Genomic DNA, 17,529 nt, shown 5'->3' on the forward strand with positions numbered 1-17,529 from the left:
CGCGGCCAGCAAGCTGGCCGCCGCTATGCTGCGGGGCTCACAAGTCTGTTCGGCCCTTCGCCGCTTTCAGCGGCTCGGTCTGGCCTTCGGCCACCCCTCCGCAGCGCTGGGCCTGCTCGACAAAAAAGGCCCTGCGGGCCAAAAAAGGCTTCGCCCCCGCCTATCTCCATGATTATAAAACCTAAGCAAAAAACTTTATGGAAAAACAAATTCAGCTGATTAACAATGCTATAGACCAATTAGAGGCCCACTTGCCTTCCGCCCCAATCAAGGCGCCAAAAGTATCGGCTAGAGCCATTGATTGGCATATAGAACATAGCCTAAAAGCAGCAATTTTAATTATTGATGCATTAGAAGAAAGCGACCCCGCTCAGTTTAAACCCAAGTTTAGCCCTACCAAAACACTCATTCTCCAAATGGGGCGAATCCCTAGGGGGCGGGCCGTCTCGCCAGATATTTTAAATAACAAAGGGGAGATTTCATTGGGGAAAGTCCCCGAAATGATCGGAAAATTGAGAAACTTGCTGCTGAGTACTCAAAAAAAGGCAGAAAAAAGTTATTTCGATCACCCCATTTTTGGCCATATGAAACGAAATGAAGCCCTGAGGTTTGTGGCGATTCATAGCCATCACCACCTCAAGATTATTCAAGATATTTTAGCTGCTCAAACTAATTAAGCTCCCTTAAATCTGGAATTGTTTATGAAAAAAGAAGTAAATATGGCTCAGCAGAGCCTAAAGGATTTAGCCAGCCATTTGGAGCAAGCGCCGCTTTTGGCCCCGCAGGTATCAGAAAGAGGCGTAGACTGGCATATTGAGCACTCGCTTAAGGCGGCTATTGCTATGCTGCAAGCTATTGTCAATAGCGATCCAGCGCAGTTTAAACCCAAGTTTAGCCCCTCCAAATCACTGATTTTGGCCACGGGCAAAATCCCCAGAGGAAAAGCCAAGTCCCCAAAAATGATTAACAACCAAGAAGCCATAGACCTCAGTCAGTTGCCTAGCTTATTGGAAAAAAGCCAGGCCCTGCTGCAATTGGTCCAAAAACAAGCAGAAAAAGCCTATTTCGCCCATCCTCTTTTTGGCCATCTCAAAAGAAACCAAGGCATTAAGTTTGTAGCCATTCATACGAATCATCATCTCAAAATTATAAGGGATATTGTGGCCGCCCAATAAACCCAAAAGGGCCGAAGCCCCAAGCCTTTAGTAGGCTCTTTGGTGGAGCGGCTGAGGGATGGACAGTGGTGCGGCGAAGCCGCAGACCCAAGTTTTTGAGCGTAGCGAAAAAACTGCAGGGCCGAGCAGACCTGCGAGCCAGGAAACAGCCCGACCCAAGCGAAGCGCAGGGGCAGCCCCAAAAAAATATAAAACAGAACTATGAAACTAATCGTAACCGTCATTCATGTCCCACTATCTGGTGGATTTTGGGGCCTCAAAGATGATCAGGGCCAAGAATATTTGCCCACAAATTTGGACCAAAAGTATGCAAAGGCCGGTTTGCGCCTAGAAATTATGGCCAAGGAGGCCGAAGACTATTTTTCTGTGCAAATGTGGGGAACCCCCGTCGAGATCCTCGAGTTGAAAGTACTTTAGCCCCATTTTTTACTGTAAAATACTAACTATGAGTTGGATAGGATTGATTTTTATTTGGACCTTTGCCTCTTTGTCGCTTTGGTTGCTCTTTAAGGAGGAAGCCCATATTCGCAAATATTTTGGGCCTAGCTTTATCGCCTCTTTTCTGATTTTCTTGGCTTATCATCTGGTTTTGCCAAGCACCTTTGGCTACATTCGGCTAGCGGTTTATCTCTTTATTTTGTTTGGGGGCGCCTTTGTGCTCAATATTTTCTCTAATAATAAAATCGCCTTTCTCTCTCTTTTAGGGGCCAGTGTTTTTGGCCTTTATCAGCTAGACGTGCAGGGCCTCAATTTGTTTTTTGGCCAAAAGGCCACTGCCGAAAACCTCGATCCACAATCAGAGTTATTGATTGAATTGGAGGAGGGGCAAAGGCCCAAATTGCTCGATAAATTGGCGGCCAAATATGGCTTTAGCTATGAGCCCGCATTTAAATTGCAAAACCCAGAGCAAAGCGATTTAGATGATTTTTACGCCTTGAATATTCCAGAAGCAGCTTTGGACCAATTGAGTGAGATTGAAGAAGAACTCAAAGCCTTGCAAGGGGTAGAAAGTCTAGAGGAAAATGAGATCTTGCAACTTTGGGAGCCCCAAAGCGCTGGCGCAATTGGTCGCTCGCCCAAACAACCTTTGCTCAATGACCCTGGCATTGCTAAAATGTGGGCCTATGAAGCTTTGAATTATAATGGGCTGCACCGCTTGTTGCAAGAAGAAGGGATCCGCCCCAAGAAAAAGGCGCGCATCTTCATTTTGGATACGGGCGTAGATGCCAAGCATGAAGATATTAAGGGCCAATATCGCTCTGTAGCTAGCGAACATGATACAGATGTTCAGGGCCATGGAACGCATTGTGCAGGAATTGCCGCCGCTGTTTCAAATAATGGCAAGGGCGTGGCTTCGGCTTTTCCCTCTTCAGATTTTGTGGAAGTAAGTAGCATTCAGGTTTTTCCTCGCTCAGGAGGAACCACTCAGCGCCGAATCATTAACGCCATGCTCTTGGCCGCCGACAAAGGAGCCGATGTGGTGTCTATGTCGTTAGGTGGGCCATCTAGCGATGATCGCCAAAAGGCCTATGAAGAGGCGGTCCGTTATGTGAATAAAAAAGGCGGCATTGTGGTGGTGGCTGCTGGAAATAATGGTTTTGATGCTCGTCGAATTGTGCCCGCTTCGGTAAATGGAGTAATTACGGTTTCGGCCTTGGACCCCCAATTGCGCAAAGCGAGTTTTTCTAATGAGGTGCAGCACCTTAATTATGGATTGGCTGCTCCTGGCGTAGATATTTATTCGACTATGCCCAACTCTAAGTACGACAAGATGAGTGGAACCTCTATGGCTACGCCTTATGTGGCGGGAACCTTGGGGCTTTTGCGAGCACTTCATCCGCAACTGACCACCAAAGAAGCCTATGAGCTGTTGGTGAAAACAGGAAAACAAACAGCCGATGGCCAAAAAACAGGACCATTGATTCAGCCTATGCAGGCCGTAAAGGCCTTAAAATAAGCCCAAAGGGTACAAAAAAGCCCCGCCGAAAGGCGGGGCTTTTTTGTGTCATCACTTTATCCCGAGCAACTAGAGCGAAAAACTTTCGCCACAGCCACAGGTTCTAGCAGCATTGGGGTTTTCAAAATAAAACCCCTTGCCATTGAGCCCACCTGAAAAGTGCAGGGTTGTATCGAAAAGATAAAGGAAGCTCTTGAGGTCCGTGACCACCTTCACGCCCTTATCTTCAAAGACCTGATCTTCGGTTTGCGACTCATTGTCAAAATCCATTTTGTAGCTAAGGCCAGAGCATCCTCCGCTAGTCACAGAAACCCGGATGAAAAACTCATCACTGAGTTGCTCTTGCTCCTTAATTTCTTGGATTTTTTCCTTGGCACTATCGGCTACATAAATCATAGTACAATTGTTTTTGGGCCAAAATTAGGCCTTGGCATTTTTCTCTTGATAATCCTTAATAGCAGCTTTGATGGCATCTTCAGCCAAAACAGAGCAGTGAATTTTTACGGGAGGAAGCTCTAGCTCTTCCACGATAGCCATATTATCAATAGAAGCGGCATCATCTACCGACTTTCCTTTGAGCCATTCGGTGGCCAAAGAAGAAGAGGCAATAGCAGAGCCACAACCAAAGGTTTTGAACTTGGCTTCTTGGATAATGCCATCTTCGCTCACCTCAATTTGGAGACGCATCACATCGCCACATTCAGGAGCGCCAACAAGGCCAGTACCCACCGTATTTTTATTCTTGTCCAAGGTCCCTACATTACGAGGGTTCTTGAAGTGATCGAGCAATTTTTCAGAATAAGCCATAATATATGGAGTTTAAGCAGTTTTCAAACAAATTCTAGTGTTCAGACCATTCTACCGAGTCCAAATCAATTCCTTCTTGATACATTTCCCAGATAGGAGATAAAGAACGCATGTGGTTCACGCCATTGCGGATGCGCTCAATCGCATAGTCTACATCTTCTTCTGTCGTAAAGCGACCCAAGCTGATGCGCAAAGAAGAGTGGGCCAAGTCATCGCCCAATCCCAATGCTTTGAGTACATAAGAAGGCTCCAAAGAAGCCGAAGTACAAGCAGAACCAGAAGATAGGGCAATATTTTCATTGAAGGTCATCATGAGTCCTTCCCCTTCTACATGCTTAAAAGAAATATTCGTCAATTGAGGCAAGCGGCTTTCTTTGGCGCCATTCAAGACCACCTCTTCCATTTGCAACAATTCCCGGTCAATTTTATCGCGCAAAGCTTGCAAGCGAACAGTTTCCGCTTCCATTTCTTCGCTGGCCAATTCGCAGGCCTTACCCAAACCAACAATAGCAGGCACGTTTAGGGTTCCAGAACGCATCCCTCTTTCATGTCCACCGCCATCAATCTGAGCCGTCAATTTAACTCTAGGGTTTTTGCGGCTCACATAAAGTGCGCCTACGCCTTTGGGGCCATAAATTTTGTGCCCGCTAAAGGCCAAAATATGAATGCCCATATCTTTTACATCTACCGGTACTTTCCCCACGGCCTGAGTGGCATCGCTAAAGAAAAGCGTTTTGTTTTCTGCACAGATTTTAGCAATTTCCTTTACCGGTTGGATGGTCCCAATCTCGTTGTTGGCAAACATAAGGGCCACCAAAATGGTTGTATCCTTAATGGCTGCACGCAATTCCTCCAAGTCAATCAAGCCCTGGCGGTTCACATCCAGATAAGTTACTTCAATGCCTTCACGCTCCAGTGCCTTACAAGTATCCAAAACCGCTTTATGCTCTGTTTTGGCCGTAATAATATGGTTGCCTTTTCGGCGGTACATATTGGCCACCCCTTTGATGGCTAGATTAACGCCCTCGGTGGCACCAGATGTAAAAATAATTTCACGGGGATCGGCCCCCAATAATTTAGCAATGCGCTCGCGTGCTTGGTCCACTGCATCCTCAGCTACCCAGCCAAAGGAGTGGTTGCGGCTAGCGGCATTCCCAAATTTATCTTGAAAATAGGGCAACATTTCTTCCAAAACTCTAGGGTCTACAGGAGTGGTTGCGCTATTGTCCAGATACACAAGTCTTTTATCGCTCATAGCAGTTATTTTTTGTCCTTTCTATTTAGATTCAATCTAATCACAAAGATAACAGACTTCTAGAATTAATTGTTTGCCTTTACCCCCTTTTTTCTCTTGTAGTGACAGCTATTTTTTATTTTTAGCGCACTAAGGGCCTGAAACGCCTTTTTTTATGATTTTTTTAAGGGGCCTCCGCGGCGGCTGCGCCTTGCGGCGCTCCTTTTCGGGGCTCGCAGGTCTGCTCGGCCCTTCGCCGCTTTCAGCGGCTCGGTCTGCCGCTGTGCGGCACCCCTACAAGCAGCTAGGCCTGCGGCGGCTTCGCCGCCTGTCCGCCGCAGAAATTCAAAGCAATCTCATAAAAATGCCGTAACTTTGGCCCTCTAAATAAGAAATGAAAATATGCCAAAACATCCTAGAGATCGCTTTATTAGCGTATATGGACGCAAGCCTGTTTTAGAGCTGCTCGAGCAAACCCCCTTGCCCAAAATTCATAGTATCCGCCTCGATAAAAAAGCCAAAGGCCCTACTATCGCCGCTATTCTTAAAAAACTTAAGCAATTGGGCCTAGAGGCAGAACGCGTGAAGGGCGAAGAGGTGCACCGCATTTCTAAAAATCCTAAGCAGGATCAAGGAATTGTGGTGGATGTAGAAAATAGCGCTATGGATGATTTTAGCGATTTTTTTCAAGGCCCACTCCCTAGTAAAATGGCTTTTTTGGCCCTAGATGGCGTAACCACCCCGGCCAATTTGGGCCTGATTATTCGCTCGGCTACGGCTTTTGGCCTAGCTTTGCTCTTGCCCCGAAAAGGCAGCGCCAAACTTAGCCCACTTGTGGTAAAGGCTTCTGCCGGCGTTTTGTTCAAAAGCCAAATTGTGGGCTGCGAACGTTTGGGGCCCGCTTTAAAAATGGCCAAGGCTGTCGGCTTTAAGGTCTATGCCTTAGCCGGAGGAGGAAGTAGCAATTTTTACCAAACCCAATTTGCCGATCGGGCCATTTTTATTATGGGCAATGAAACCGAGGGCGTTGGGGAGCATCTGGCCCAATATATAGATGAATACTGCCATATTCCGATGTGGAATGCCGTAGAGTCTTTAAATGTGGCCTGTGCAGCCACCACCGTCGCCGCCGAATATGCCCGCCGTCAACTCTAAAAAGTTTAAACTTATCGCTTATGCGTTCATCTTATTATGGCTGTTGCTTTTTACTGATGTTATTGCTTGCTGCTTGTGGCAGTAGCAAAAAGTACAAACTACTAGAAAGTAACCGGCAGGCTTTGCAGTTGCAGCTAGATAGTAGCCGTAGCCAATTGGCCCAATTGCTTAGAGAAGGAAAAAGCAAGCAGCAGCAGCAAGAAGAGCAGTTGGCGCAGGCCGTGGCGGCCCAAAAACAGGCAGAAAAAGCAAGGCAAAATAGTCTGCAGCAACTAGCCGAAACAGAAAAGGCCAAAACAGCCTGCGAGCAGCAATTGGCCCAAAGCGAAAAAGCCCTGCAAATGTTTCAGGCCCAATTGGGAAAAGAAGCTCAAAATAAAATAGAGTTTATTTTGGCTGAAGAGCTGATTCTGAATCAATTTAAGACCTATAAAGGCTTAGCATTTGAGCGAATTTCAGCTAGCCAAGCCCTTAAAATTGCTTGTCCCGACAGCCTACTTTTTAGAGGTAAAAATTCGGTACAAAGCTCTGCCCTTCCCTTTTTAGAGGATTTGGCTTCTCTTTTGAGCGAAAAAGAAGATTGGGAGATAGAGCTTCAAGCAGTTGCGGATAAAGAAACAAAAGTAAATGCTCGTTTGGCCCAGGCCAGCCGTCGGGCCAATTCGGTGGCTAGTACGTTGCGTATTTTAAAGTTACCATTGTCTAGACTCTATCTGAGCGCCTGGGCCAAAGGAGATGACAGGCCGCTCTATATTTATATTTACCCTAAGGGAAAACCTTAGGCGAAAGCGGGAGCGGCCAACTTTGGCCGAAGGCCAAAACGGCCTAGCGATGTGCAGCAGTGGCCCGAAGGGCCAGACCAAGGCAGCGAAGCTGCCGCAGGGCCGAGCGAATAGCGAGCTGCGAAACGTAGCGCCGCAAGGCAAAGCCGAAGCGGAGGCCCCAAAACAGGATTTACATCATTAAAAAATAAATAATTTATGTTGCGAAGAAACTACTTAGTTGCTGTTAGCCTACTCTTTTTGATGTTAGCTGGGCTTAGCTCTTGCGTGTCTAGCCGCCGCTATAAAGAGGAGGTAACGGCCAAAGAAGCGGCGGAGAAAAATGCCTCGGAAGCGGAGCGCAAGCGCCAAGAAATTCAGGAAGAATTGAGCGGTGTTCAGGGAGAGTTGAGTAAGCTTAAGAGCTCGCATAAGGAATTGACCTCTGATTATGAGCTTTTGCAAGAGCGCTACAACCAACAACAACGATTGAATAAAGACTTGCAGTCCTCTTATGATAAGTTGTTGGCTCTGAATGAGAAATTGAAGGAAGAAGCAGCCTCTAAGAAAAGAGAACTATCTGAAGAATTGAGTGTTAAGCGCCGAGAATTGGAGCGTCGAGAAAGAGAGCTAAAAGCAGAGCAAGAGCGCTTGGAGCAATTGCGCAAAGAGCTTCAAGGAAAAGATGCCAATATTACTGATTTGGAGAAATACAAAAAGGAATTGGAGGCTGATTTGGCTGCTCGCGAGCGCCGAGTAAAGGAGCTAGAGGCCGCTATTGCCGAAAGAGATGCCAAGGCTAATGCGTTGAGAGCTAAATTGCTAGAAGCCCTAAAAGGATTTAAGGATGCAGGTGATTTGGATGTGGAAATCCGAAATGGAAAAGTGTATGTGTCTTTGAGTCAAAAATTATTGTTTTCTTCTGGAAGTGCAAGAGTAGACCGCCGTGGTGTTTCGGCCCTAGAAACACTTTCTGGCGTACTCAACCGCAACAAAGATTTGTCTATTTTGATTGAGGGGCATACCGACTCTGATGGAGATGCCAAAATGAACTGGGACCTTTCTACTGATCGGGCTTTGGCCGTGAGCCAGGTTTTGATTAAAAACGAGGTAGATCCTGCAAGAGTTACGGCTGCTGGCCGTGGAGAACATGCGCCCAAGGTCTCTAATGATAGCCCTGAAGGGAAGGCCAAAAACCGCCGGACCGAAATTATTTTGGAGCCACAACTCAATGAAATTATGGGGATCCTATCACAGGACTAAGTCCGAGTCTAAATAAAGGCCAAAAATAAGCAAAGCCTAGTTTACCGAAGTAAGCTAGGCTTTTTTATGAAAGTACTGTATTTCTGCTTTAATGAAGCTCAGTCTCTAAATGAGAAAGACGACTATAGTCTAGGATGTTATCTAGGATATCCTGCTCGGGCTCCAACAAACAATCATCTAATTGCGATTGTCCTTTTTTGAGCTGCTCTAGTTCTTCTTGTAGAGAGATATTCGTTTTAAGGGCTTTTTGTAGGGCCATAGATTCCAAGCAATCGAGCTCATCATATAGGTAGAGTAGAAGGTCCTGAGTAGTAAATAATTGCTTCATGGTGGTTGGAATTAAGTATGTGGAGTATATTCAACTATTTTGAGCAAATAGAATTATATTCGGTGCATATAATAAAAACGATAGCCTGCTAACAAATGTTGCAGGCTATAGAATATTTTTTCAAAATTTTATTTTGTAAAAAAGTATTGAATTTACCCAACCCTTTTTTATTTACTTTCGTTTTTAATTACCAATATTAGTCTACGCGATGCCAAGTTTGTGTTCTGTAGAACATGCCCCACCAACCTCTTACTTTGAGGGTGTTGGCATTATCTAGCCAAATGGTGCAAGAATAGAGTTTTCCTTTTTTGGGATCAAGGATTTGCCCGCCAGCATAGCGTTTGCTTTCTTTCTTCATGCCATCAATAATGGTCATACCAACTACCTTCTTGTTTTTGCGGTTGCCCGGACAAACCTCGCAGATAGGGTCTTTGTCTTCATCTGCTGTGCGGTTGAGCAGTTTGGTGATTTTACCGTAGTATTTGCCATTCTCCTGATAGATTTTTACATAAGAACGAGCTTTGCCAGTTTCATCGTCAATGGTTTTCCAGGTGCCTAGGCAGGTTTTACCATCTACAGAAACTTGGGCCGATAGGGCCAGAGAAAAAACGAGAAAGAGGCTCATTAGGCCCCAACGAATGGATGCTGTCCAGTTCATAGTTGTTAACATTTAATAGTGATTATAAAGTAGAATTTATCTGTTTGCTATTTGGCTCAGTCTGACTAGCAAAATAAGAGCCGTATTTTAGCTGCCTTTCCTTAACTTACAATTGTTTGTCCTAAGTTAATGGATTATTTTAAATATTTGTTTACAACCTATTTCTTTCTAGGGCCATAACAAGCAAATTCAACTAGCTTTTTGTATATTACGCCCAAATTTTATCAAATTTTCATTACAGAAAAATATGCGTTTTACCCTATCCTCTGCAGAGCTCAAAGAGCAGCTCCAGCTCGTTAATGGAGCTTTAGGCTCTAACCCAGTGCTACCTATTCTGGAAGATTTTCTCTTCCAACTTGAAGATGGCCGCTTGCGGATTACCGCTACCGACCTAGAAACCTTCGTGCAGGCAGAACTCCAAGTTAATGCCGAAGAGGAAGGGGCCGTGGCCGTTCCTGCAAAAATTTTGCTCGATACACTCAAACAACTCCCTACTCAACCCATTAGCTTTCAAGTAGATCCCAATAATTTTGCCATAACAATTACTTCCGCTTTTGGCCAATACCAATTGGCCGGCGAAGATGGCGACGATTATCCCAAATTACCCCAAGCCGATAGCGCCGAGGAAATCGAAATGCCCTCCTTGCTTCTCCTAGAAGGTATCAATAAAACGCTTTTTGCCGCTAGCAACGACGAACTCCGCCCCGCTATGACTGGAGTGCTGATCGAAATTAACCCCCAAGGCGTTACTTTTGTCTCTACCGATGCCCATAAGTTGGTGAAGTATAGCTTTACAGAAGTTGAACCCACTACCGATACTACCCTGATCCTCCCCAAAAAGGCCCTGAACCTACTCAAAAATGGCCTTTCTGACCATAACGGCAATGTCCGTATCGCCTTTAGCCGTAGCAATGCCTTTTTCTATTATGCCAACCAGATTATTATCTGCCGCCTAATCGATGCCCGCTACCCCGATTATAATTCGGTGATTCCTAGTAATAATACAAAGATGATGCGAGTGGTGCGCCAAGATTTTCTCAATTCACTCAAACGAATCGCCAATTATGCCAATAAGGTGACCAACCAAGTGAAGCTGACCATCTCTGAAGAACATCTCAAAATTGAAGCAGAAGATATCGATTTCTCTAATAAGGCCTCCGAAAAAATGCCCTGCTACTATGAAGGCGAAACCCTAAGCATCGGCTTTAATGCCAAGTTTTTGGTCGAAATGCTCAATGTGATCGGCGGCGATAACGTTTTGCTGCATCTCGAGTCTCCTAACCGAGCCGGCATCCTCCGCCAAGAAGAAGAAAATCCCGGCGAAGATCTACTCATGCTCGTGATGCCCGTGATTTTGAATTACTAGGCCATAAATAGGCTAGAATATACAGCAGTAAGCTCCCCGAGTTTACTGCTTTTCTTTTTTTGGGGCTGCCCCGCCCTTCAGGCGGGTCGGGCTGTGCGGGGGCTCGCTGTTCGCTCGGCCCTTCGCTTTTTCGCTACGCTCAAAAGCTCGGTCTGGCCTAGGGCCACCCCCTACCATCCCTCAGCCAAGGCGCTGCGCGCCTTCTAGACCAAGACCCCTAGCGCTTTTCCAATATTTCCAAACGCTCTACCGCTAAGTTTTGCCCCCATTGCAAATGCAAACTGTAAACGCCCGCCGCTATTTCTGGCCCCAACTGAATCTTGGCGCCTTCTCCAGCCCCTACTTTCTGCCCCCGCAGGTTGTATAAGGTCCAGCTATCAATAGGCTGGGCAGCCCGCCAAACTCTAGGCCCTTCCTCAATCAAATCTATCTGGACCAATAAGGGCAGCTTGGCCGCAGGCCAAGCTGCCCGCTCCCTTTTGGCCAAACCCGCAGCTTCACCCGCCAAGCGCAATCCCTTGGGCTGTGGCAATATGCTCAATAAACGACCCTCCGCCCAAGGTAAAACCACTTGCTCGATTTGCTCGCCCTCATAATAGACCAAATAAGGCGAATAGGGCTTGCCCCGGGCCAAATAAGTACTGTCGGCCAGCTGTAGAGAGTCCTGAAAATACCCCCCCAGAAATAAACCTCTTTCTCCCCAATAAGCCGCTTGCACATAAATATTGCTTGGGCTGCTGCTCTGCCCCTTGGACCAAATTTGCCCAGCTGTATCCAGTTCAGCCCAAAAATAATCATAGTATTTATAGGCTGTCTTGAAGAGGGGAGGAGCCGATTTTGGCCCCAATAATCCCGTAAAATGACCCAAAACCATAAAGCGATCTGCTTTTTTGGAGTGGGCCAAGAGCAAAACTGGCCGATCAGAATAGACGCCCTGCCAAGGCCAAACCTTTTTTCTTTGGCCCAAACTATCCAACTGCAAAAGTAGAAAATCCGTATGCACAGGATTATTAAACAGCAGTTGCTGATCTATCATTAGGCTGTCCCTATATTCTATGGCCCAAATGAGCTGCTTGCCTAAGGGCAAAATAGAGCGGCCCCAGCTTTCTCGGCTTCTGGGACCAGCTCCCCAAGCCAAAAGTTTTCCCGTTTTTGTAGCAATTTTGGCCCAAAGGGCCTGACTAATCCCTGCCCCATACAGACTTTGGCCCTGCCAAAGCAAACTATCATTAAAACTACCCGATAAATAAAGATAGGGCCCCTTTTGGGCCAATTGATAAAGCTTGTTGCTGCCCTTGGGCAACCAACTACTGCCCCAAAGCCAATTTCCAGCAGCATCTAGGCCAAAAATAAGCAGGCTTTGCTTGGCCGATTGGGCCAGCAAACTATCTTTTATCCACAAACTATCCTGAAATTGCAAGGCCCCAAAAACTTGACCGGCTGGCCCAGCAACTAGTCCCCGCCAAGCCAAATTTTTGCCCTCAAAAGACCAGCTTTTGCCCCTAGAGGATTGCAGACTTAAGGAAACTTGGCCCGCCTTGGCTTGAGTTTGAGCTTGCCAAACTTGCTCCTTGCCCAAAACTTGAGCGTCTATTTGGCTCTTTTGGGCCAAAATCACCATAGGAAAGAGCAAAAAAACATAATTTAGATAAAGTCTAAATAACTTGAATGAAAGGAAGGAGATAAACGTCAAATAGCGCATAATGGTTAATATATTAAGGGCAAACAGCTCTATTTAGGGGTTTTGCTGTACTTAACAAGGATTTAAAGATGGGGCGATGAACTGGCCCAACGCCTAAAAAATTGTACTTTTGTGGGCCAATTTGGGCGGCGAAGCCGCCTGGGCCGAAGGCCCAACGGCTGAGGGATAGAAAGTGGTGCGGCGAAGCCGCAGACCGAGCGGGCGAAGCCCGCGAAGGGCCGAGCAGACCTGCGAGCCACGACATAGCCCGACCCGCCTGAAAGGCGGGACAGCCCCAAAACAAAATCATAGTAGAGATAAAAACGATAGGATATGAAAAAGATGCAAATTTTGGCTTTGATTGTCATTGCCGCCGCTATTGGAGTATTGATTACACAGGCTAGCGATTACCAAAGTTATGGTGATTTTTCGGTAGCTATGAAAGAAATAGACCGCAACCATCAGATTGTGGGGCAGTTGGTGGTAGATGATGCCCGCCCGATTGTGTATAATCCGGAAAAAGATGCCAATGCTTTTTCTTTTTATATGGAAGATGAGCAGGGGACGATCAAAAAGGTGGTGGCGCAGATGGCCAAGCCGCAAGATTTTGAGCGTTCGGAGCAGATTGTATTGACGGGCCGCATGCAGGGCAGTCAATTTATTGCGAATGATATGCAGCTAAAATGTCCGTCTAAGTATCAGGACCAGGCGCTGCAGAGCCAAAAAGCAAGGCAGGTAGTAAGTAAATAAGGAGGCTTGAGGAGCTTTCTATTTTAGTAAGTTGATTTAGGGAAGATGAATTACGAAGGAGAACATTTGTGGCCAGGAATAATTGGGCACAGCCTGATTGTTTTGGCATTTGTGAGTAGCCTTTTGGCCCTTTGGGCCTATGCTGGGGCCACTAATAGCCGAGCAGATTTGGCCAAAAGTAGAGATTGGAAACGGATTGGCCGCTGGGGCTTTGGCATTCATGGCCTGAGTGTTTTTGGCGTGATTGGGCTGTTGTTTTACATTATGATTGCTCGTTATTATGAGTATGAATACGTTTGGGGGCATACCTCCGACAGCCTGCCCTTTCAGTATATTTTTTCGGCCTTTTGGGAGGGCCAAGAGGGCAGCTTTTTGCTCTGGATGTTTTGGCATGTGGTTTTGGGCTTTGTTGTCATGAGCCGAAAAGACAAATGGGAGGCGCCCGTATTGGCCGTTTTTGGGCTGGTGCAGGCCTTTTTGACCTCCATGATTTTGGGCTTTTATTTTGGCGAGGGAGACGACCGCATCGGCTCGAACCCCTTTGTGCTGCTGCGTAATGTGCATGAGGCCCCCATTTTTAATATGCCCAATTATTTGCAGTCGATTGAGGGCAGTGGCCTGAATCCGCTTTTGCAAAATTACTGGATGACTATTCATCCGCCCACCCTCTTTTTGGGTTTTGCCTCGACTTTAGTGCCTTTTGCCTTTGCTATTGCGGGACTTTGGACCAGAGAGCATAAGGCTTGGATTAAGCCAGCCCTGACTTGGTCGCTTTTTTCTGGCGCTATCCTCGGTACGGGTATTCTGATGGGAGGCGCCTGGGCCTATGAGGCCTTGAGCTTTGGGGGCTATTGGGCCTGGGACCCCGTAGAAAATGCCTCTTTGGTCCCTTGGATTATTATGTTGGCGGGCACGCATACGGCCTTGGTGGCCCGCAATAGCCCGCATTCGATACGCTCGACTTATCTGTTTTTTATCCTGAGCTTTGTGCTGATTGTCTACTCGACTTTCTTGACGCGCTCGGGGGTTTTGGGCGAAACCTCGGTGCATGCCTTTACCGAAATGGGCCTAGAGTGGCAGTTGATTCTCTTTATGGGGGCCGTGAGTATTTGGCCTTTGGTCCTTTATGTTAAGGCCAAAAAGGAGATTCCCGCTGTAGCAAAGGAAGAGAGCAGCTACTCCAGAGAGTTTTGGATGTTTGTGGGGGCTTTGGTCCTGCTGTTTTCTTCGGTTTTGATTACGGCTACCACCTCTATTCCCGTTTGGAATAAATTGGCGGATGCCTTTTCTTCCCTTCTTGGCGGCGGCGATATTACCAATATTGCCCCCCCCGAAGATGAGGTGGCCCATCATAATCGCTACCAATTGTGGATTGGCGTATTGATTGGCTTTTTATCGGGTATTTCGGTGCTTTTGCGCTATCGTAGCCGAGAGATTTCGGCTTCTTTTGGCCGATTTTTGGGCATTCATTTGGGGGGAGTTTTTCTGCTTTCAGCCCTAATTACCGTTCCCCTGATGCTTTGGTCTTCTATTGTGGCTTGGCAATATTGGTTGCTGGTGGGCAGTGGAATTTTTACCGTGATTACGAATTTAGACTATATCGTTTCGGTTCTCCGAGGCAATATTAAGGTGGCGGGAGCGCCCGTGGCCCATATTGGTTTTGGTTTGTTGATGGTGGGCGTGGTCTTTTCTGGCGCCCTCAAACGGCCCATCTCAGAGGGATTTACCTCTATTGAGGTCAATGATATCAATCCGCAATCGAATAAGAATGTTTTGGTGGTCAAGGGGCAGCCGGTCCCTATTGCCGATGGTTATACGGTAGAATATAGCCGCGATTGGGCCGAGGGCAATCAGCAGTTTTTTGAGCTGAAGTTTACTAAAAAGGACCCTGCAGGCAATATCATAGAGGAGTTTAGCACCTCGCCCAATGTGATTCGGGATTCTTTGCCCAAGGGCAAGTTTAAGTTCCGTGCGGCCAACCCAAATACCCGGCATTATTTCGAGAAAGATATCTTTACCTTGGCCATTCCGCATTGGGCCTTTGAAGACCCCGAGGCCAGCAAAGAAGAGGAAGAAGCCGCCAAATGGGAGTCGCATATTATTGAGCAGGGCGATACCTTTTTTACGGCCAGTCATTATGTGGTTTTTGATAAAATTGGGACCGAATTACCCCAAAATGAAGCCTATCAGTTTCAGGAGGGCGATATTCCCATTACGGCCATTCTCAAGGTCTACGAACTCAATTCGGATAGCTTTTATTTGGCTAAACCCTTTTTGTATATCCGAGATAATCGGCCCCTCAATATTCCTTTTGAGCTAAAGGAACTGGGCCTCGATTTCCGTTTTGCTCAGGTACTGCCCGAAAGCAAAGATCGGATGAAAATGCAGTTTGATGTCCGTAGCCATAGTCCCGAAAAAGCCTATGTGGTGGTCCAAGCTTTGGTCTTTCCTGGCATCAATTGGGTCTGGATCGGCTCCATCATGATGATGATTGGCCTGCTGATGGGCATGTTTCAACGGATGGGGAAAATAAAATCTAAAAAGCTAGAGATCTAATCTTTAATTGATAGAGCAAAAGGAGTAGTAATTTTTTACTGCTCCTTTTTTTGTTTTGGGGCCTCCGCTGCGGCTTCGCCTTGCGGCGCTACGCTTTGGGGCTCGCAGGTCTGCTCGGCCCTGCGTCGCCTTCGGCTCCTGGGTCTGGCGCTACGCGCCACCCCTCCGCATCGCTAGGCCGTTTGGCCTTCGGCCATGCAGGCGGCTTTGCCGCCAGACCTAACTAGTTTAGCTCTAGACCTAACTAGTTTAGCGCCAGACCTAACTGGTTTAGCTCTGGACCTAACTAGTTTAGCCCTGGACCTAACTAGTTTACCTCCAGACCTAACTGGTTTACCTCTAGACCTAACTGGTTTACTTCTAGACCTAACTAGTTTAGCGCTGAACCTAACTGGTTTAGCGCTGGACCTAACTTTTGTCTTTTTTCATTTTGTTGCGTTTTTTCCATTTTTAACAAAATGCTAACAAATGGGCCTGAAAAAAGGCGCAAAACCTAAGTTTTGCGCCTTTTTCAGTGGCTAGGGCTAAATCTCTAGCTATTTGGGCAGTTGTTTTTGCCTGATGCAGGCGCAAAGCGCCGCAGGCCCAGCGCTGCGGAGGGGTGGCGCGCAGCGCCAGACCAAGGCGGCAAAGCCGCCGCAGGGCCGAACAGACCTGTGAGCCCCGTAGCATAGCGGCGGCCAACCTAGGCGAAGCCTAGCTGGCCGCGGGCCCCAAAAAAATAGCTTAGAGTAAATCCTCGCCCCATTGGTCTACGGCAGCTTGGCGAATCTCCTTGATATGTTGTTCTGCGGAGAGGGGGGCCAAGAGGAGCAATTGGGGTTCATCGACCACCAGCATATTGTCTAGATCGTAGAGAATGACGGGGCGGTTTTGGCTGCTATAGAGCAGGTTATTTTTGCTATTGCTGAGTTGGCATTGCTGTTTATCGAGGCCGAGGACCAGATTATTATCCTCATCTTTATTGGGGGCCACTTGTTGGAGGGCCTGCCAGGTGCCCACATCAGACCAGCCGATATCGGCGGGTAGGGTATAGATATTATCGGCTTTTTCGCTCACGGCATAATCAATAGAAATGCTTTCTATTTGCTCATAGATGGCTGCGCTACCTGTTGGAACGGCCAATTTATTTTGGAGTTGGCCCTCATAATTTTGGAAAGCCTGGTAGAGGCTGGGGCTATGTTTGGCCAAGGATTTTTGGATAGTTTGTACCGACCAGAGGTAGATCCCAGCATTCCAGAGATGTTCGCCGCCGGCCAAAAAGGCCTTGGCTTTTTCTAGCTGGGGTTTTTCGGTAAACTGCTTAACCTTAGAGATATTGCCTTGGGCTTGGGCATCAAAATGAATATAGCCGTAGCCCGTATTGGGGTAGTGGGGTTGGATACCGAGGGTGAGAAGCGCATCATTTTGGCCCACAAAATCGAGACCTTCCTGTAGTTTTTTAACAAATTCTGCCTCATTGAGAATCAGGTGATCGGAGGGCGCGAGAACCACCCGGGCTTGGGGGTTAATTTGTTCTAGGAAGCGCATGCCCATAGCGATACAGGGCGCTGTATTTTTGCGGGCGGGCTCCATAATGATATTCTGAGGGGCGAGGCCAGATTGATTTAGGGCCAGTTGGCCGTGTTCCTCAGAGGTAACGATAAAGATATTTTCCTTAGGGATAAAGGCTTCAAAGCGCTTAACGGTTAGTTGGAGGAGCGTTTGGCCCACGCCCAAAACATCTAGGAATTGTTTGGGTAAGCTATGGCGGCTAGCGGGCCAAAATCGAGTGCCGAGTCCCCCAGCCATAATAAAGACATAGTCGTTAGATAACTGCATATAAATAAGATCTGATT

At 47.0% G+C, this 17,529-nt stretch carries 17 protein-coding genes; 10 read left to right on the forward strand and 7 right to left on the reverse strand.

The annotated features are described in order from the left end of the window. Window positions 1-197 precede the first annotated feature (197 nt). The 4 genes from SAPGRDRAFT_RS09290 to SAPGRDRAFT_RS09305 all read left to right on the forward strand — a co-directional run bounded on the left by SAPGRDRAFT_RS09290 (window position 198) and on the right by SAPGRDRAFT_RS09305 (window position 3,132). Entirely contained in the window at window positions 198-677 is a 480-nt protein-coding gene (locus SAPGRDRAFT_RS09290; protein WP_002658941.1) for a hypothetical protein, read from the forward strand. A gap of 24 nt (window positions 678-701) precedes the next feature. Then, window positions 702-1,175 carry a hypothetical protein gene (locus tag SAPGRDRAFT_RS09295; protein WP_002658943.1) on the forward strand — a complete coding sequence of 158 codons (474 nt, stop codon included), beginning with the start codon at window positions 702-704 and terminating at the stop codon, window positions 1,173-1,175. Between the two features lie 201 nt (window positions 1,176-1,376). Continuing rightward, on the forward strand, window positions 1,377-1,592 hold the full coding sequence (locus SAPGRDRAFT_RS09300) for a hypothetical protein (protein WP_051018620.1): 216 nt from the start codon (window positions 1,377-1,379) through the stop codon (window positions 1,590-1,592). Window positions 1,593-1,620: 28 nt separating this feature from the next. Further along, on the forward strand, window positions 1,621-3,132 hold the full coding sequence (locus SAPGRDRAFT_RS09305) for a S8 family serine peptidase (RefSeq protein ID WP_002658944.1): 1,512 nt from the start codon (window positions 1,621-1,623) through the stop codon (window positions 3,130-3,132). A 69-nt stretch (window positions 3,133-3,201) separates the two neighbouring features. Here SAPGRDRAFT_RS09305 and SAPGRDRAFT_RS09310 read toward each other — a convergent pair whose 3' ends face one another. Genes SAPGRDRAFT_RS09310 through SAPGRDRAFT_RS09320 form a run of 3 tightly spaced genes read right to left on the reverse strand, consistent with a single transcriptional unit; the run spans window position 3,202 to window position 5,194 of the window. Continuing rightward, a complete protein-coding gene (locus SAPGRDRAFT_RS09310; RefSeq protein ID WP_002658946.1) occupies window positions 3,202-3,528 on the reverse strand; it encodes a HesB/IscA family protein in 327 nt (108 codons plus the stop codon). A 24-nt stretch (window positions 3,529-3,552) separates the two neighbouring features. After that, window positions 3,553-3,939 carry a Fe-S cluster assembly scaffold IscU gene (iscU, locus tag SAPGRDRAFT_RS09315; protein WP_002658949.1) on the reverse strand — a complete coding sequence of 129 codons (387 nt, stop codon included), beginning with the start codon at window positions 3,937-3,939 and terminating at the stop codon, window positions 3,553-3,555. 34 nt (window positions 3,940-3,973) lie between these two features. Next, window positions 3,974-5,194, reverse strand: a complete 1,221-nt coding sequence (locus tag SAPGRDRAFT_RS09320) for an IscS subfamily cysteine desulfurase (protein ID WP_002658951.1) — start codon at window positions 5,192-5,194, stop codon at window positions 3,974-3,976. A gap of 381 nt (window positions 5,195-5,575) precedes the next feature. Between SAPGRDRAFT_RS09320 and SAPGRDRAFT_RS09330 the strand changes: the two genes are divergently transcribed. From SAPGRDRAFT_RS09330 to SAPGRDRAFT_RS09340, 3 genes are all read left to right on the forward strand, one after another. Further along, window positions 5,576-6,328, forward strand: coding sequence for a TrmH family RNA methyltransferase (locus tag SAPGRDRAFT_RS09330; RefSeq protein ID WP_002658955.1), 753 nt, complete (start codon window positions 5,576-5,578; stop codon window positions 6,326-6,328). 20 nt (window positions 6,329-6,348) lie between these two features. Further along, window positions 6,349-7,110, forward strand: a complete 762-nt coding sequence (locus SAPGRDRAFT_RS09335) for an OmpA family protein (RefSeq protein WP_002658956.1) — start codon at window positions 6,349-6,351, stop codon at window positions 7,108-7,110. Between the two features lie 198 nt (window positions 7,111-7,308). After that, window positions 7,309-8,352, forward strand: a complete 1,044-nt coding sequence (locus tag SAPGRDRAFT_RS09340; protein WP_002658959.1) for an OmpA family protein — start codon at window positions 7,309-7,311, stop codon at window positions 8,350-8,352. 88 nt (window positions 8,353-8,440) lie between these two features. Here the strand turns inward: SAPGRDRAFT_RS09340 and SAPGRDRAFT_RS09345 are convergent, their stop codons facing one another. Together SAPGRDRAFT_RS09345 and SAPGRDRAFT_RS09350 are read right to left on the reverse strand one after the other, a co-directional pair. Then, window positions 8,441-8,680, reverse strand: a complete 240-nt coding sequence (locus SAPGRDRAFT_RS09345) for a hypothetical protein (RefSeq protein WP_002658960.1) — start codon at window positions 8,678-8,680, stop codon at window positions 8,441-8,443. A 196-nt stretch (window positions 8,681-8,876) separates the two neighbouring features. Further along, on the reverse strand, window positions 8,877-9,338 hold the full coding sequence (locus tag SAPGRDRAFT_RS09350; RefSeq protein WP_002658962.1) for a DUF2147 domain-containing protein: 462 nt from the start codon (window positions 9,336-9,338) through the stop codon (window positions 8,877-8,879). A gap of 247 nt (window positions 9,339-9,585) precedes the next feature. On the opposite strand from SAPGRDRAFT_RS09350, the gene dnaN reads away from it, so the two are divergent. Next, window positions 9,586-10,704, forward strand: coding sequence for a DNA polymerase III subunit beta (gene dnaN, locus SAPGRDRAFT_RS09355; RefSeq protein WP_002658964.1), 1,119 nt, complete (start codon window positions 9,586-9,588; stop codon window positions 10,702-10,704). Window positions 10,705-10,921: 217 nt separating this feature from the next. Here the strand turns inward: dnaN and SAPGRDRAFT_RS09360 are convergent, their stop codons facing one another. Beyond that, the gene (locus SAPGRDRAFT_RS09360; RefSeq protein ID WP_002658966.1) at window positions 10,922-12,406 is read right to left on the reverse strand and encodes a hypothetical protein; all 1,485 of its coding nucleotides are present in this window, start codon (window positions 12,404-12,406) and stop codon (window positions 10,922-10,924) included. A 312-nt stretch (window positions 12,407-12,718) separates the two neighbouring features. On the opposite strand from SAPGRDRAFT_RS09360, the gene SAPGRDRAFT_RS09365 reads away from it, so the two are divergent. Beyond that, a complete protein-coding gene (locus tag SAPGRDRAFT_RS09365) occupies window positions 12,719-13,135 on the forward strand; it encodes a cytochrome c maturation protein CcmE domain-containing protein (protein WP_002658968.1) in 417 nt (138 codons plus the stop codon). 45 nt (window positions 13,136-13,180) lie between these two features. Further along, the gene (gene ccsA / locus SAPGRDRAFT_RS09370; protein ID WP_002658970.1) at window positions 13,181-15,691 is read left to right on the forward strand and encodes a cytochrome c biogenesis protein CcsA; all 2,511 of its coding nucleotides are present in this window, start codon (window positions 13,181-13,183) and stop codon (window positions 15,689-15,691) included. A gap of 726 nt (window positions 15,692-16,417) precedes the next feature. On the opposite strand, the gene SAPGRDRAFT_RS09375 is transcribed toward ccsA, so the two are convergent. Continuing rightward, complete coding sequence (locus SAPGRDRAFT_RS09375; protein ID WP_002658971.1) at window positions 16,418-17,512, reverse strand: mannose-1-phosphate guanylyltransferase; 1,095 nt, start codon at window positions 17,510-17,512, stop codon at window positions 16,418-16,420. Between the last annotated feature and the right edge of the window lie 17 nt (window positions 17,513-17,529).

The organism is Saprospira grandis DSM 2844 (assembly GCF_000275825.1).
GTDB classification, from domain to species: domain Bacteria; phylum Bacteroidota; class Bacteroidia; order Chitinophagales; family Saprospiraceae; genus Saprospira; species Saprospira grandis_A.